Annotated in this window: 11 protein-coding genes; 5 read left to right on the forward strand and 6 right to left on the reverse strand. The window is 60.7% G+C overall.

The genetic code is table 11. The annotated features are described in order from the left end of the window. Positions 1-151 precede the first annotated feature (151 nt). The 4 genes from ACQCS0_RS12535 to ACQCS0_RS12550 form a co-directional block, all read right to left on the reverse strand. Positions 152-544, reverse strand: a complete 393-nt coding sequence (locus ACQCS0_RS12535; RefSeq protein ID WP_354184483.1) for a DUF898 family protein — start codon at positions 542-544, stop codon at positions 152-154. A 91-nt stretch (positions 545-635) separates the two neighbouring features. After that, positions 636-878, reverse strand: a complete 243-nt coding sequence (locus ACQCS0_RS12540) for a hypothetical protein (protein ID WP_426938490.1) — start codon at positions 876-878, stop codon at positions 636-638. 12 nt (positions 879-890) lie between these two features. Beyond that, a complete protein-coding gene (locus ACQCS0_RS12545; protein ID WP_354184448.1) occupies positions 891-1,292 on the reverse strand; it encodes a hypothetical protein in 402 nt (133 codons plus the stop codon). Positions 1,293-1,339: 47 nt separating this feature from the next. Beyond that, on the reverse strand, positions 1,340-2,002 hold the full coding sequence (locus ACQCS0_RS12550) for a hypothetical protein (RefSeq protein WP_354184449.1): 663 nt from the start codon (positions 2,000-2,002) through the stop codon (positions 1,340-1,342). A gap of 240 nt (positions 2,003-2,242) precedes the next feature. Between ACQCS0_RS12550 and ACQCS0_RS12555 the strand changes: the two genes are divergently transcribed. The 5 genes from ACQCS0_RS12555 (at position 2,243) to ACQCS0_RS12575 (ending at position 12,167) form a co-directional block, all read left to right on the forward strand. Further along, positions 2,243-4,306 (forward strand): hypothetical protein, encoded by a 2,064-nt coding sequence (locus ACQCS0_RS12555; protein WP_426938491.1) that lies wholly within the window; start codon positions 2,243-2,245, stop codon positions 4,304-4,306. Further along, a complete protein-coding gene (locus ACQCS0_RS12560; protein WP_426938492.1) occupies positions 4,306-5,934 on the forward strand; it encodes a type I restriction-modification system subunit M in 1,629 nt (542 codons plus the stop codon). Before ACQCS0_RS12555 ends, ACQCS0_RS12560 begins: the two co-directional genes overlap by 1 nt. Then, positions 5,931-7,121: a restriction endonuclease subunit S gene (locus ACQCS0_RS12565; protein WP_354184451.1), complete on the forward strand. Its 1,191-nt coding sequence runs from the start codon at positions 5,931-5,933 to the stop codon at positions 7,119-7,121. The genes ACQCS0_RS12560 and ACQCS0_RS12565 overlap by 4 nt, the downstream gene beginning before the upstream one ends. Positions 7,122-7,209: 88 nt before the next feature. Further along, positions 7,210-10,404: a type I restriction endonuclease subunit R gene (locus tag ACQCS0_RS12570; protein WP_426938493.1), complete on the forward strand. Its 3,195-nt coding sequence runs from the start codon at positions 7,210-7,212 to the stop codon at positions 10,402-10,404. Positions 10,405-10,493: 89 nt separating this feature from the next. Further along, entirely contained in the window at positions 10,494-12,167 is a 1,674-nt protein-coding gene (locus tag ACQCS0_RS12575; protein WP_426939785.1) for an AIPR family protein, read from the forward strand. 190 nt (positions 12,168-12,357) lie between these two features. Here the strand turns inward: ACQCS0_RS12575 and nrdF are convergent, their stop codons facing one another. Next, positions 12,358-13,332 (reverse strand): class 1b ribonucleoside-diphosphate reductase subunit beta, encoded by a 975-nt coding sequence (nrdF, locus tag ACQCS0_RS12580; RefSeq protein WP_024368367.1) that lies wholly within the window; start codon positions 13,330-13,332, stop codon positions 12,358-12,360. A 91-nt stretch (positions 13,333-13,423) separates the two neighbouring features. Further along, complete coding sequence (nrdE, locus tag ACQCS0_RS12585) at positions 13,424-15,544, reverse strand: class 1b ribonucleoside-diphosphate reductase subunit alpha (RefSeq protein ID WP_354223568.1); 2,121 nt, start codon at positions 15,542-15,544, stop codon at positions 13,424-13,426. Between the last annotated feature and the right edge of the window lie 65 nt (positions 15,545-15,609).

Here is a 15,609-nt window from a genome sequence, read left to right on the forward strand (position 1 = left end):
GCAGGAGTAGAAATGATTCTCGAAAGATAAGCGCCGCGCCCTTCCGGGAAACCGGGGCTAGGGCCAACGGAGCAGTTTCCCACAATCGCAAGATTCCGGTGCCTGCGCAAGAAAAAGCCCTGCACCCCGAAGGATGCAGTGCCGTTTCTGACTACGCGAAGACGGTCTTTTCGACCTTCCACTGCATCAGCCTCGGATAGACCCAGAAGGTGTAGATGCCAAGCGTGATGATGCTCAGGAGCGCCCATTTGATCCACAGCCCGCAGATGCCCCACCCGGTGCCGACGAACTGAAGCTGCCGGCCCTGGAGGTAGGTATTCTTCGCCCGCCATCGCTCAACGAGGACCAAGGCGAACGGGTAGCAGATCCCAATGGTGCAGATCGTAATCAGGACGCCGAGGATCTGGGTGCCGAACCAGGAAGCAGCCCCGCCACGAAACTGATAGATCTGTGCCGCGGTGACGGCCCCGGGGGCCACCATGCTTCCGGCTTCTGCGACGGGCATCTGCCTATACGCCGAAGCGTGCTCTTTGTTGATGCTCAAGGAATCCCCCAATAGATAACGCGAAAGTGAACAGTTGAACTGTAAGCGGCGCGAGGGAGCCGGGCATCCCGGACACGGCTCCTTAGGCGCCCTACCCCGGAATCTGGATCCGTGCGGCTTCCTGCATCAACGGGGTGGAGATCATCACGGTCGAAGCACCGGGCGCAATGTCGAAGGCAATGAATCCTCGAGTCTTGTCACCCGGCAGAACGTCGCCGGAGCCAAGCTGGTTGTTTGCGAAGAGGTTTAAATCGGCTTTGCGCCCATTAGCGTCCTTGGCCGAGAAGTAGAACGGGTTGGAGCTGGTCTTCCCCGCTTCGGTCTCCCACAACACATCGAGAAGCAGCTAGCTCCCGTTTTTGGCGGGCGTCGCGAAAGCTGTGGTCGTGACCGCGTCAGTTCGTACGGCGGAGACAATAGTGATCCTCGCGATGACGCCGTTGCCCATCTTGACGCTGAAAGGTTTCCCGACGACGGGTCCGGCCGCAACCGTCGGTTGCGGCGCCGGAGCGGCGACCGCCGGAGCAGCAGTAGCAACCGGGGCGGCCGCTCCAGCAGCCGCGGAAGACGGCACCGCCACCGGGCTCACGTCACCAGCCTGTTTGGCGCCGCCGGAGCAGGAGCCCAGGGCGATGCCCAGCACCAGGACGCCGATGGGGATGAGGAAGCGCTTCTTCTTGAAGAACGACCGGGGCTCAGGTGCTGCCATCGCAGCGGGGAAGGGCTGGGAGTAATTCTCATGTGACATGTGGTGCCTCTCTACAGGTGAATGAATGGTGTGAGTGCGTGGGGTTGCTATTGCTTTTCCCATTTGCCGCAGCGGCTGGATTTGAAATCTTGGCCGGCGGACAGTGCAACGGAGGGTCTGCCGCCGCCCGGGAGGTCGTTGTCGAGGATGTTGCTGCCGTTGCTGCCGGTGGCGTAGATGCCCCAGTAGCAGGAGGAGCCGACGTCAGCGGATGCCCGGTAGGTGCCGGGCTCAATGTCGGTACCCACGGTCCAGGTGCCGTCCCCGACGGTGTTGGCCGCTTTGGTCTTTTCCGCTCCAGTGACAGCCTCTTCCCGGGCTTTCACCGCTGCTTCGGCAGTCTTGACTGCGGCGTCGGCCTTGCCCACTTCGGTCTCCCGTGCGGAAACCTTGGATTCCCGGGTTGTGATGCCGCCCTGCAGGCTGTCGTACTTCCCCTTCACAGACGAGTAGCTGGACAGCGCGGCGTCGCGCTCAATCTCGACCGTTGCCTTCTCGTCCGCCAGCGCCGTGTAGGCGTCGCTGGCCTTCGGGTCAGGAAGAACGGTTCCGAAGGCCACTCCGCCGGCCAGAAGTACGACGGCGGCTGTCGCCAGCAGGGTGCCCTTCTTACGGCTGCGTTTCGGCGTCCCAGCTGCCGGCTGAGCCTCCGGCTCCGAATATTCCGCGCCGTCTGGCACCGGCGTGCCGGCGTCGTCAGTGTTCAACATATTCTCTTCCTTTGTTTGTGGATGACCGCTGAACGGCGGCGGGATACTGATCCCCCAATACGCGGTTCCCCGCCGCCGTCGCAGCTCCGGAAGATTGCTTCGTGGCTGCAGAATGAACCTACGGTCGAACCCGAAAGTCACCGCAAGATCGGTCTGATAACCCGGGTTATCAGACCCAAGCCTGAATTGTCTTCGGCCGACACTAAGCTGATGGGACGATCACGACTGAAGGGGGCAGCCATGGAGACAACCACGGAAACATTGCGCATGACGCTCTCCGATGTCGCCTCGCTCGCCCAGGTTCAGCGTCCCGTCGTTTCCATGTGGCGCAAGCGAAGCAGCGGAGGCCCGCTGCCGTTCCCGACGGCAGCCGCCCACGTGAACGGCGTGGAGCTGTTCGACGCCGATGATGTCACCGCCTGGCTCCAGGCCACCGGCCGGGGGAACAACCCGGAGGCTCGGAACGACGTCGCGGTCTTCGCGAGACTCTCGGCCCCTTCCGCGGAAGCACCACGGGACAGCCGCCAGACGTTCGATGGCCTGACCGCACTCCTCGCCCTGAAGGTCATTTCGGGACAGGCCCTGGCACAAAGTTCTGCAGCCGAACTGTTGGACGGCGCAGACGAAGCGGACCCTGACGATGTGTTCCTCTACTCCGAATTGGAGGCCCTCGGTTCGGCGCTCGCTGGTTTGGCCGGCTTCGCCGACAGGTTGGCGGACAGTGCGTTCAGCGCGCCCGCGGCCTTCGAAAAGCTGCTCGCCCACCGGTTCAAAGAGGGACTGCGCGAGCAATCGGACACCGCGCTGACAGGCGACGCACTGAAGCTCGTGGGCGCAACTGCCATGGAACTGGCCTCCACTCTGGACAGCAGGCTGCTCTTCGTCGATTCAACGCCCGGCGGCAGCGACGTGATGCTGAGCATCGTGGAGCAATTCGGAGAATCACGGCCCATCACTCTCCTGGCAGCCGACCACCACGGCAGCGCGTCACGGCTGGCCCGCCGTCGGCTGGCAGTGCATGGCACGGACAGCAGCCCGGTGAAGATTGACGCCAAGGGAGTCTTCGCGGTCAGCGGCCCTGCGGTGCACGTGGCGCAATATCCCGCCCCGGGCAATCCAGCCCTGGACACCACCGGCATCCTGAACAGCATTGAAAACATCGTCCTGCAAATGGACGACAGTCAGCGGGCCGTTGTCATCGCGCCGGCCCGGGTATTGTGCGACGCTCTCACCGGAGAAGCCGGCAACCTGCGCTCAGACCTGTTGCGGTCGGGCAGAGTCCGCGCCATCGTCCGCCTCCAGCCAGGGCTACTTCGTGCCAAGCCCCGGGAGCCGCAGGCCCTCTGGGTGCTGGGACCGTCCTTCGCTGATGTGCCGATTGCGGAACGCTGGACCAGCGTGGCGGACCTGAGCACCACCCCGCTCACCCTGGATGTCAGCCAGGACCTGATCAGTGACGTCGTCGCATCCATGGGCGATCGCGCCACCATCCGCGCGCACTCGTTCAGGTTCACCCGGCTCGTACAGACCCGCGTCCTCCTTGCCGGAAAAGGTTCTCTCGTCAGCGTCCCCACTGCCAGAAGTACGACGGCGGCTGGCAGCGCCGAGAGCGCGCTTCGGGTCGAGGAACTCACGCGTCTCCTGTCGCCACGAAGCTTCACGCCGGCGGCGCTGCCCGGAGTTCAGCCGGCTTGGCCCGGCACCGGTCCCCGGCCCGCTTCAATTCAGGAACTGCTGACCGCCGGAAACCTCAAGTACGTCAAGGGAATCAGGCTTCAAGGGACCGACCTCAACCGAAAGGCCGGAAGCAGGATCCTCTGCCGTGACGAACTCATGGACTCGCACGACGCCAAACCGCGGTTCGTCACGCTCCTCGACTTCGCCGCCAATTACCCGGCCGGGCGCCTCACCGACCCTGGTGACGTTGTCTTCTGTACCAGCCCGCGGCCCGCAGCGATGGTGGACACGGAGGGCGGCGCCGTCGTCGTCTTCCCTGCCCGGATCCTGAGAATCGACCGCGGCGACCCCGGCGGTCTGGTGCCGGACGTGGTTGCAGCCGACATCAACAGCCGACCCGCCGCAGACAAATCCTGGCGGAACTGGCGGTTGCGCCGCGCACCGGAAGTGCAACGCCGGCCGCTCTCCAACGCGTTAGCCAGGCTGCAACACGAGCAGGCCGAAGCCCGCCAACGTCTCGAACGACTGGAAGAACTCGCTACCCTGATTACGGACGGCGTAGCGGGCGGAAGCCTCACCCTGACAGACCCCAAGACCCACGCCGGACCAGAAGAAGGAACTGCATAATGCCTCCGAAATTGAAGGTGGACCTCGCCCCGTCCACCATGAAGGAACTCAAGGACACCCTCTGGAAGGCGGCGGACAAGCTCCGCGGTTCGATGGATGCCTCGCAGTACAAGGATGTGATCTTGGGGCTGGTGTTCCTGAAGTACGTCTCGGACGCGTTCGAGGAGCGCCGGGGGCAGATCCAGGCCGAGCTGGAAGCGGACGGACTCAACGAGGAGCAGATCGCACAGCTGATCGACGACGTGGACGAGTACACCGGCCGCGGCGTGTTCTGGGTGTCACCCCGGGCGCGCTGGACCTACCTGGCGGAGCACGCCAAGGGCCTGGACGCCATCGACGGCGCCGAGCCCAAGTCCATCGGACTGCTCATCGATGAAGCCATGGACCTCATCATGGCCGACAACAAGTCCCTGGCCGCCACCCTCCCCCGGATCTACAACCGGGACAACGTGGACCAGCGCCGCCTCGGCGAACTGCTGGACCTGTTCAACTCCGCACGTTTCACGGGCCAGGGTGCCAGCAAGGCGCGCGACCTGCTCGGCGAGGTGTACGAGTACTTCCTGGAGAAGTTCGCCAAGGCAGAGGGCAAGCGCGGGGGTGAGTTTTACACGCCGGCTGGCGTGGTCCGTGTGCTGGTGGAGGTCCTGGAACCCCACAGCGGCCGCGTCTACGATCCGTGCTGCGGCTCAGGCGGCATGTTTGTCCAGGCCGAGAAGTTTCTGGCGGCCCACCACATGGAGGGCTCGGACATCTCCGTCTACGGCCAGGAGCTCAACGAGCGCACCTGGCGGATGGCCAAGATGAACCTGGCTATCCACGGCCTGAATGCCAACCTGGCCTCGCGCTGGGGCGACACGTTCGCCCGCGACCAGCACCCGGAGCTGAGCGGCACCAACGGCGCGGACTTCATCATGGCCAACCCACCCTTCAACATCAAGGACTGGGCCCGCTCCGAATCCGATCCCCGCTGGAAGTACGGCGTTCCCCCGGTGGGCAACGCCAACTACGCCTGGATCCAGCACATCATCTCCAAGCTGGCCCCCGGCGGCAGCGCCGGCGTTGTCATGGCCAACGGTTCCATGTCCTCCAACTCCGGCGGCGAGGGCGAGATCCGCGCCCAACTGGTCGAAGCGGACCTGATCTCCTGCATGGTGGCGCTGCCCACCCAGCTCTTCCGCAGCACCGGCATCCCGGTGTGCACCTGGTTTTTCGCCAAAGACAAAACCGCCGGATCTCGCGGCTCGGTGGACCGGACCGGGCAGGTGCTCTTAATCGACGCCCGGAACCTGGGCTACATGGTGGACCGCGCCGAGCGAGCCCTGTCCGACGAGGACATCGCCAAGATCGCCAACACCTACCACGCCTGGCGCGGGACTGCTTCGGCGGTTGAGGGAGGGTTGACGTACGACGACGAGGCCGGCTTCTGCCATACGGCTTCACTTGCCGAGGTTAAGGCGGCAGACTACGCACTGACGCCGGGACGGTATGTAGGTGCTGCTGACGTGGAGGATGACGGCGAGCCGATCGAAGACAAGATCGCGCGTTTGTCCAAGGAGCTGTTTGAGCAGTTCGAAGAGTCCGAGCGACTGGCCGCTGTTGTGCGCGAGCAGCTGGGGAGGGTTTCATGAACTCTCCGCATGTTGACTCGTTCGGCAGTGCACCATTGCGGATGATCGACGGAGATCGAGGAAAGAACTATCCCAATGGAACCGATTTTTCGACGGACGGAGACTGCCTTTTTCTTAGCGCCCGAAATGTGACTAAATCCGGATTCATGTTCGGGGAGACTTCTTTCATTTCGGCTGAAAAAGACGCCTCCCTTCGTGCTGGAAAGGTCTGTCGTGGTGACGTCGTCATTACCACAAGGGGAACCGTAGGCAACGTGGCGTACTACGACAATTCCGTTCCCTTCGAAAACGTGCGTATCAACTCCGGAATGCTTATCCTCCGGACGGAGGAGTCGCTCCTCGACTCTCGCTATTTGTACCAATTTGTACGGTCGCGATCCTTTGTGGCGCAGATCGAGTCCCTAACGTCCGGCAGCGCGCAACCACAACTTCCGGTTCGCGATTTAGCCAACGTCATGATTCCGATTCCCAGCATGTCACAGCAACGAGCTGTAGCTGAGGTGTTAGGCGCCCTCGACGAAAAGATCGCCGCCAACACCAAACTCGTTGAATTGGCAGACGAACTGGCTGCTTCGCTTACTCGGTTTGCCGTGGACACCACCGGATCCGTTGCGTTATCCGAAATCGCCGACATAGTCATGGGGTCATCGCCCTCGGGCTCAAGCTTCAACGAGACCGGGGAGGGCACCGTCTTCTACCAGGGAGTCCGAGACTTCGGCGTTCGATTTCCAAGCAACCGGGTTTGGACGACTGCCCCTGTCCGCCTCGCCATGCCTGGCGACACACTTTTGAGTGTCCGAGCCCCCGTCGGCCGTGTGAATCTCGCAACGGAAGAGACGTGCATAGGGCGTGGCGTGGCCTCAGTGCGTTCAACCCATCAACAACCCTTCACCGTTTTTCACCTCCTCAAGGACTCGCACGACGCTTGGGCATCGTTCGAGGCTGAAGGCACAGTGTTTGGATCCATCAACAAGGGCCAACTGGCTTCCCTTCAGGTGCCTCGGCTGAGGCCTGAGCACCAAATACTCCTGGAAACAAGGCTGGCACCATTTGAGCACACCATTGCCTCGGCGCTGTCAGAGAACTCGAACCTCGCCGCGACCCGTGACGCGCTCCTCCCACAGCTCATGTCCGGAAAGCTCCCGGTCAAGGATGCGGAGAAAGCCCTGGAGAACGCCGGGGTGTAAGCGCGCAGCGGGGATGGTAGTGGCAGCTGGGGATAGCCGGCCGAAGCCTGAGTAAGCTGAACAACAAATCGATTTTGGGGGAATCACCGTGACAGCACCAGCAGTAGCCTTTTCCGAAGCGGACTGGGAGGGAGCGGCGAAGGAGAGGCTCGGCGAACTCGACTGGAAACCCGTGGAGGGCCAGTCCATTGCACCGGGTTCCGGGGAACGCGACTCGTGGGCTGAGCTGCTCATCCGGCCACGGCTCCTCGAAGCCCTGCGGCGACTCAACCCGACGGTCCCTGCCCAGTACCTGCAGCAGGCCCTGTCGGAAATCGCGTCACCCGAATCGAACGACGCGGTTGCGGAGAACCAGCGTATCCACGACTGCCTGGTTGACGGCTACCGGCTTTCCTACATCGATTCCGACGGCTACGAAGCCAGCCCCACCATCCGGATCATCAGCCAGGAACCGGACCAGAACGACTGGCTCGCCGTCAGCCAGGTGACGCTGGTGGAAGGCGACTACAAACGCCGCTTCGACATCGTCCTCTACTGCAATGGCATGCCCGTCAGCATCATCGAACTCAAAAAGGCCGGCAACGCCCACGCCGACCTTCCCGGCGCCCACGCCCAGCTTCAGACCTACCTCCGCGAATTCCCCATGGCCTTCCGCTTCTGCGTGTTCACGCTCACCTCGGACGGCATCCAGGCGAAGTACGGAACGCCGTTCACCCCCTTCAACCACTTCTCACCATGGAACGTGGACGACGACGGTGTGCCGGTTCCGCAGGGCCTGATGATCGACGGCGACGCCGTCACCGCGTTGGATACAGCGCTGGACGGTCTCTACAACCAGGAACGCTTCCTGCAGCTGACACGCAACTTCACGGCATTCGACCAGGGCTCTGGCGGGTTGGCCAAACGTATCGCCAAGCCACACCAGTACTATGCGGTCACCAAAGCTGTGGCCAGCACCATTCAGGCGGTGGAGAGCAACGGCAAGGCCGGCGTTGTCTGGCACACCCAGGGTTCGGGCAAGTCCATGGAAATGGAGCTGTACGCCAACATGGTGGCTCGGCAGCCGAAACTGAAGAACCCCACAGTCGTGGTGATCACCGACCGGAATGAGTTGGACGGCCAGCTATTCGAGGGCTTCGACCGGAGCCTGCTGCTCGCAGAGTCGCCGAAGCAGATCAAGAAGCGTTCCGAACTGCGGGATGAGTTGAGTAACCGGACCACCGGCGGCATCTATTTCACCACGCTGCAGAAATTCGGCCGCAGCAAGTCCGAAAAGGACGCCGGCGCGGACCACCCGCTGTTGTCCGACCGACGCAACATCATCGTGGTGGTGGATGAGGCCCACCGCTCGCATTACGACGATCTGGACGGCTACGCACGGCACCTGCGTGATGCCCTGCCGCACGCGACCCTGATCGCGTTCACAGGCACACCCATTTCCTTTGATGACCGCAACACCCAGGATGTCTTTGGCGACTACATCGACATCTACGACCTCTCGCGCGCTGTAGAAGACGGGGCTACGGTGCCGGTGTACTTCGAGCCTCGGCTGATCAAAGTGGGCTTAGCTGAGGATGTCACGGAGAAGATCCTTGACCAGGCCGCCGACGAGGCCACGGTCGGTCTGGACGACACTGAGCGGGCGCGCCTCGAGGCGAGTGTCGCCGTCGTAAACGCCGTCTATGGTGCGCCGCAGCGAATCGCTGCCCTGGCCGAGGACCTCGTGGCGCACTGGGAAAACCGGCGCGAGCGGATGGGGAAGTTCATCGAGGCGCCGGGCAAGGCGATGATCGTGGGCGGGACGCGGGAGATCTGCGCCAAGCTGTACGCGGCGATCGTGGAGCTGCGGCCCGACTGGCATTCGGACGACCTGTCGATGGGCAAAATCAAGGTGGTGTACTCGGGCGACGCGACCGATGTGCCGCCGGTTTCCGACCATGTGCGCCGGGATTCGCTGAATGCCCAGGTGAAGGAGCGGCTCAAGAACGTTGATGACGAGCTGGAGCTGGTGATCGTCAAGGACATGATGCTCACCGGCTACGACTCTCCTCCGCTGCACACGCTGTACCTGGACCGGCCGCTGAAGGGCGCGCTGCTGATGCAGACGCTCGCGCGGGTGAACCGCACGTTTCGCGGCAAGGAAGACGGGCTGCTGGTGGCGTACGCGCCGCTGGCGGAGAACCTGGCGAAGGCGCTGGGCGAGTACACACAGTCGGACCAGGCGAACAAGCCTGTGGGCAAGAATATCGATGAGGCTGTGGCATTGGTCCGCGACCGAGTGGCGGCCTGCCGCAGCCTCTTAGCTGGCTATGACTGGAAAGCTGTGTGGCACAAGGGCGGCCCGAAGGCGTTTCTCAATGCAACTTGGGGCTCCGTAAACTACCTTCGCGATGTAAATACTCCAGGCAACCGCCCGGCTGATGGCGAAGACTCTCTCGCTGCGCAGTACCGACGGGTCTCGAGCCAGCTCGCAAGAGCGTGGGCGCTTTGTTCTTCCTCCGCGGATCTGGAGTCGCTACGCCCTGAGATAGCGGTATACGAGGAGATTCGCGTCTTCATGGCAAAAATGGACGCCGCCGACCGGCAGGCCAGCGGCGAACCTGTACCGGAGGAGATCCAGCGGCTGCTGGGGAACCTGATTGCGTCCGCAACGTCCTCCGGTGAGGTGCTGGACATCTACGACGCCGCCGGCATGCCGAAGCCGTCATTGGATGACCTGACGCCGGAGTTCATTGCCAAGACGCAGAAGGCGCGGAACCCGCAGCTGGCCATCGAGGCGCTGCGGAAGCTGATTGCCGACGAGTCTGCGTCTTCCACCCGGAATAACGTGATCCGGCAGCGGGCTTTCTCGGAGCGGATTACGGAACTGATGAAGAAGTACACCAACCAGCAGCTGACCTCGGCTGAGGTCATTGCCGAACTAGTTGAGCTGGCGCGGGAGGTTGCGGCCGAAGGTAACCGCGGTGCGCACTTCACTCCCCCGCTGAACTCCGACGAACTCGCGTTCTATGACGCCGTGGCCTTGAATGAATCTGCGGTGGAGGTCCAGGGCGAAGGAAAGTTGGCTGAGATCGCGCGGCAGCTCGTGAATGTAATGCGGCGGGACGTGCGGACCGACTGGACGGTACGTGACGATGTCCGGGCCAAACTCCGCTCGTCGATCAAACGGCTGTTGGTCATCAACGGGTACCCGCCGGACAAGCAACCCGAGGCAATCAAGCTAGTCATGGAGCAGATGGAATCCATGGCGCCGCGGTTTGCCGAGGCACGAATTTCTTACTGAACCTACTTATGAAGAATCGATAGAGGAGATCTACTTTGCTACTTGCGGGCCCAATAAATGAGTATAAGCAATCGTTCGAGCTACCCAAGATGGCTGCCCATACGGAGTTTGAGTACTTTGCAACACATGTGGCGTTCGGGCATGAATATTTAACTGACGAAGACATAAGCGACTACATGGCGGGGGACGGAACTATCGGCGTCGATTCTGCCTTGATCGTTATTAATGGTCAGCCGGTAAATAACCTCAGTGATGCCCGGGACCTCATAGGTGCCTCGAAGTCTTTGGATGTTTCCTTTCACTTCCTTCAGGCCAAAACGTCTGTTTCGTACAGCCGTGACCTAGTCCTGGGTTTCATGGATGCCGTTGAGGGTTTCATCGATGGTCGGCAGAGCGTCATTTCGCACCCCTTTTGGGCGAAACTAAGGGAAATCTTTACGGAAATCTACGCTGCTAGCGCAAAGTTCAGGAGTGGTGCACCGGAACTGCGCGTTTACTTTGCATTCCAAGGAACACCGCCCTTCAATGATTCACTCTATCAGGATACTATTAGGACCTTTGAAACGGGCATTGACAATCGAGCAATGTTCCGCTCGGTACACACAAATGTCCTGGGCGCATCACAATTACTCCGACTGTACAATGCGACAGTTAATAAAGTAGAAGCCACGGTCAGCTTTCCTAGACAAACCCCTCTTCCCCGCATCCCCGGTATTGAACAAGCGTACATCGGGGCCATAGCCGGAGCTGAGCTCATAAAAATGCTCGCCACCGACGCTGGCAGTCTCCGAAAATCAGCGTTCTTTGATAACGTGAGGGACTTTCAGCAATGGAACCCCGTCAACGAAGAAATGTATTCAACGCTTGACAGTGATAAAAAGGCACTCTTTGCAGTATTGAACAACGGTGTCACCGTGGTTGCTAAAGAAGTGCGCATAGCTGGCGATGACTTCACTATTGAGGACTACCAAATCGTAAATGGCTGCCAAACGAGCAACGTATTATTTTTTGCGCGAGAACTCGATCTATCGAGCGTATACATTCCTTTACGTCTGATTGTAACGAATGATGCAGACACAACAGCCAAGATAACTCAAGCGACCAATAGTCAGACGCCAATCACAAAAGAAGATCTGATAGCCTCGACGGACTTCCAAAAGGAGCTAGAGACGTTCTACAAGTCCATGGCATCCGCGCGGTCGAAGCAACGCCTCTACTACGAACGACGTTCAGGCCAGTTCGCTGAAGAATCGGTCGAGCAGACAAGAGTTGTCACGAAGCTGATCCAGATGAAAGCCTTTGCGGCGATGTTTCTCAATGTGCCTCATATTTCCAGTCGCTTTCCCGGAGAACTCTACGAACTATCCCCAGAGAAGATCTTCCGATCTGGGCACAAGCTCGAAAGTTACTTCGCTAGCGCACTCTGCTGGTATCGACTCGACGTGTGGCTTCGAACTGGCAGGATAGATTCCTCCCTAAAACCGTCTCGATTCGTCATGATGAACGTATTCAGGCGAGTGGCACTGCCGGATTTGCAGCCGGGGGACCTATCGACAAAGAGTGCCACGACTTACGCAAACAAACTAGTCGAGATATTGAGTGATGATGTTGTGTCGCTTCAGTACTTTGAGAAGGCTGCAGCGATCGTCCGAACGGCTTCCGCGGGGGACCCAAGTCGAGACCGAGTGAAGCGCGAAAAGCTTCTGCAAGATTGCATTGGTCTCATTGAGGCCGAGGAGCGAGAGATGGCGACGGCCGAATAAATTGACTCTCTACACTAGCGCGGAGATGGATCTCTAGTCCGGCAGTAGGGGCTGGAAGTGCTCTTCCGCGCGACAGGTATATGGCTGATGAGTAATACGCTACAAAAATAAAAGACGGGCCCATCTGCTTTAGCAGATGGGCCCGTCTAGTTACAGGAACATCGTTGGTGGTGTGGTGTTGTTGTTGTTGCTAGAAGTCCCAGTCGTCATCCTCAGTATTAACGGCCTTACCGATGACGTACGAGGACCCGGACCCGGAGAAGAAGTCGTGGTTCTCGTCGGCGTTCGGCGACAGCGCCGAGAGGATGGCCGGGTTCACGTCGGTGACGGAGGCCGGGAACATGGCCTCGTAGCCCAGGTTCATCAGCGCCTTGTTGGCGTTGTAGTGCAAGAACTTCTTGACGTCCTCGGCCAGGCCGACGGAGTCGTAAAGGTCATGCGTGTACTGCACCTCGTTCTCGTACAGCTCGAAGAGCAGCTCGAACGTGTAGTCCTTGATCTCCTGCTTGCGCTCCTCGGACAGGCCCTCCAGGCCCTTCTGGAACTTATAGCCGATGTAGTAGCCGTGCACGGCTTCGTCGCGGATGATCAGGCGGATCAGGTCGGCCGTGTTCGTCAGCTTGGCCCGTGAGGACCAGTACATGGGCAGGTAGAAGCCCGAGTAGAACAGGAAGGACTCCAGCAGGGTGGAGGCCACCTTGCGCTTCAGGGGATCGTCACCCTGGTAGTAGTCCATGACAATCTGGGCCTTCTTCTGAAGGTTCACGTTCTCTGTGGACCAGCGAAAGGCCTCGTCGATCTCCTTGGTGGAGGCCAGCGTGGAAAAGATTGAGGAGTAGCTCTTGGCGTGCACGGATTCCATGAACGCAATGTTCGTGTAGACGGCTTCCTCGTGCGGGGTGATCGCGTCAGGAATCAACGAGACGGCGCCGACGGTGCCCTGGATGGTGTCCAGCAGGGTCAGGCCCGTGAACACGCGCATGGTGAGCTGCTGCTCGTCCGGAGTCAGCGTGGCCCACGACTGCACGTCGTTGGAGAGCGGGATCTTCTCGGGCAGCCAGAAGTTGTTGACCAGACGGTTCCAGACGTCTACGTCCTTATCGTCCTGGATGCGGTTCCAGTTGATCGCTTCGACGTGGCTAAGCAGCTTGACCTTCTCGGTCATGTCATCCCCTAAAAGTTGGGTTGTTCTTTGAAGTTAAGCGTACGACGGCGGGCGGGCGCCCGCCGTCGTACTGGCCAGATTTAGTTGAAGATTAAAGCATGCAGCTGACGCAGCCGTCCACCTCAGTTCCCTCCAGCGCGAGCTGGCGGAGACGGATGTAGTAAATGGTCTTGATGCCCTTCTTCCAGGCGTAGATCTGGGCCCGGTTGATGTCGCGCGTGGTGGCCGTGTCCTTGAAGAACAGCGTCAGGGACAGGCCCTGGTCCACATGCTGGGTGGCTGCGGCGTAGGTGTCGATGACCTTCTCGTAGCCGAGCTCGTACGCGTCCTGGTAGTACTCCAGGTTGTCGTTCGTCAGGTACGGGGCCGGATAGTACACGCGGCCCAGCTTGCCTTCCTTGCGGATCTCGATCTTGGACGCCACCGGGTGGATCGAGGAGGTGGAGTTGTTGATGTAGGAGATCGAGCCCGTCGGCGGGACGGCCTGCAGGTTCTGGTTGTAGATGCCGTGCTCCATGACGGAAGCCTTCAGCTCGCGCCAGTCATCCTGGGTGGGGATGTGGATGTTCTTGAACAGTTCCGCAACCTTGGCGGTCTGCGGCACCCACTCCTGCTCCGTGTACTTGTCGAAGAACTCACCCGACGCGTACTTGGACTTCTCGAAGCCGCCGAAGGTCTGCCCGGTCTGGATGGACAGCAGGTTCGAGGCGCGGACCGCGTGGTACACCACCGAGTAGAAGTAGATGTTGGTGAAGTCCAGGCCCTCTTCGGAACCGTAGTGGACCCGCTCGCGGGCCAGGTAGCCGTGCAGGTTCATCTGGCCCAGGCCGATGGCGTGGGACTGGTCGTTACCGCGGGCAATGGACGGCACCGAGGTGATGTTGGACATGTCCGAGACTGCCGAGAGGGACCGGATGGCCGTCTCGATGGTCAGGCCGAAGTCCGGGCTGTCCATGGCCTTCGCAATGTTCAGCGAACCCAGGTTGCAGGAGATGTCCTTGCCGGTCTCGGCGTAGGACAGGTCATCGTTGTACGTGGTGGGCTGGGAAACCTGGAGGATTTCCGAGCACAGGTTGGACATGATGATCTTGCCGTCGATCGGGTTTTCCCGGTTCACGGTGTCCTCGAACATGATGTACGGGTAGCCGGATTCGAACTGGATCTCGGCGAGGGTCTGGAAGAACTCGCGCGCCTTGATCTTGGTCTTCTTGATCCGGGAGTCGTCCACCATCTCGTAGTACTTCTCGGTGACCGAGACGTCGGAGAACGGCATGCCGTAGACGCGTTCGACGTCGTACGGGGAGAACAGGTACATGTCCTCGTCCTTCTTGGCCAGCTCGAACGTGATGTCCGGGATGACAACGCCCAGCGAGAGGGTCTTGATGCGGATCTTCTCATCCGCGTTCTCGCGCTTGGTGTCCAGGAAGCGGTAGATGTCCGGGTGGTGCGCGTGCAGGTACACCGCACCGGCACCCTGGCGGGCACCGAGCTGGTTGGCGTAGGAGAAGCTGTCCTCGAGGAGCTTCATCACGGGGATGACGCCGGAGGACTGGTTCTCGATCTGCTTGATCGGGGCACCCACTTCGCGGATGTTGGTCAGCGCGAACGCCACACCGCCGCCGCGCTTGGACAGCTGCAGCGCCGAGTTGATGGACCGGCCGATCGATTCCATGTTGTCTTCGATGCGCAGCAGGAAGCAGGAGACCAGCTCGCCGCGCTGGCGCTTGCCGGCGTTCAGGAAGGTGGGGGTGGCCGGCTGGAAGCGGCCTTCGATGATCTCGTCCACCATCTGCAGGGCGAGCTTCTCGTCACCGCGGGCCAGGTGCAGGGCCACCATGCAGACGCGGTCCTCGTAGCGCTCCAGGAAGCGGTTGCCGTCGAACGTCTTCAGCGTGTAGGACGTGTAGAACTTGAACGCGCCCAGGAAGGTTTCGAAACGGAACTTCTTCTTGTACGCGCGGTTGTAGAGCTCGCGGATGAAGTTCATCGTGTACTGGTCGAGGGTTTCGCGCTCGTAGTACTGGTTCTTCACCAGGTAGTCGAGCTTCTCTTCCAGGTCATGGAAAAAGACGGTGTTGTTGTTCACGTGCTGCAGGAAGTACTGGTGTGCAGCTTCGCGGTCGGCCTCGAACTGGATCTCTCCGTTGGGGCCGTACAGGTTCAGCATGGCGTTGAGCTCGTGATAGCCCAGCCCCTTATAGGCGGCCGGCATCTCGGGCTTTTCGACGGCGGCACTCCGCTTTTCGGCAGCGGCGGTGCCCTGGCCTTCGGCCCTGG

Source organism: Pseudarthrobacter sp. S6, from assembly GCF_050156575.1.
GTDB lineage: Bacteria > Actinomycetota > Actinomycetes > Actinomycetales > Micrococcaceae > Arthrobacter.